1 protein-coding gene and 1 rRNA gene are annotated in these 731 nt (G+C 51.3%); one reads left to right on the forward strand and one right to left on the reverse strand.

The window, feature by feature from the left end:
- Positions 1 to 99: transposase domain-containing protein (locus O9X78_RS20765; RefSeq protein WP_269618468.1), on the forward strand; the 99-nt coding region annotated here is incomplete at its 5' end.
- Positions 100 to 611: 512 nt separating this feature from the next.
- Here the strand turns inward: O9X78_RS20765 and rrf are convergent.
- Positions 612 to 727 (reverse strand): 5S ribosomal RNA (gene rrf / locus O9X78_RS20770).
- Positions 728 to 731: the final 4 nt, after the last annotated feature.

The following is a 731-nucleotide window of genomic DNA, read 5'->3' on the forward strand; positions in this document are numbered from 1 at the left end:
CTAGACCCGCAGGCTTACCTGAAAGACGTGATGGAGAAACTGCCGACACATCGCGCCTCAAACATTGGTGAGCTACTGCCGCACAATTGGCAGCCTTGATGTAAGGTGAGTTCGCCGGACGGTTACGCTCAATTTAGTGAGCTTGATGCGGTACTGACAAGCCACCGCTTTGAGGCGAAGCCAATCAACTTAAATGGTTAAAATGAGTGTTCGGTAACTAATAGATGACGTAAAGCCCCAGTAGGTCTTCCTACTGGGGCTTTTTTTGTAGCTGCTTTATAAGACTGAGAACCGGAGTTTTGGTTTTGACTTTATCTTTTGCGTCTCCCGTCTCCCGTCTAGCGTGGCGCTGTTGGGGGTGCTGCGGGCTTTAAAAAGACTTACGACAGCCTGCGGCTCTTAATTGAGTATGGCGTGTGCTGATGACCTACTTTGTGTTGCGAGCAGTGCTCGCAATGCCTTCGGGATGCCTCCGCTACGCTGCGTCACACCAAGCTCGTTCTTGCAGAACAGAGCTTGTCGCATGGGCCCGGTATTTAGTGAGAGAGGCTCCTCGCGTCCTAAATAAAAAACCCCGCACAGCATAGCTGAACGGGGTGTTTTATTTAGAAGCCTGGCGATGACCTACTCTCGCATGGGGAAACCCCAAACTACCATCGGCGATGACACGTTTCACTTCTGAGTTCGGGATGGGATCAGGTGGTTCCATGTCTCTATGGTCGCCAGGCAAA

The sequence above is a fragment of the Zhongshania aquatica genome, from assembly GCF_027257955.1.
Taxonomy (GTDB): domain Bacteria; phylum Pseudomonadota; class Gammaproteobacteria; order Pseudomonadales; family Spongiibacteraceae; genus Spongiibacter; species Spongiibacter aquatica.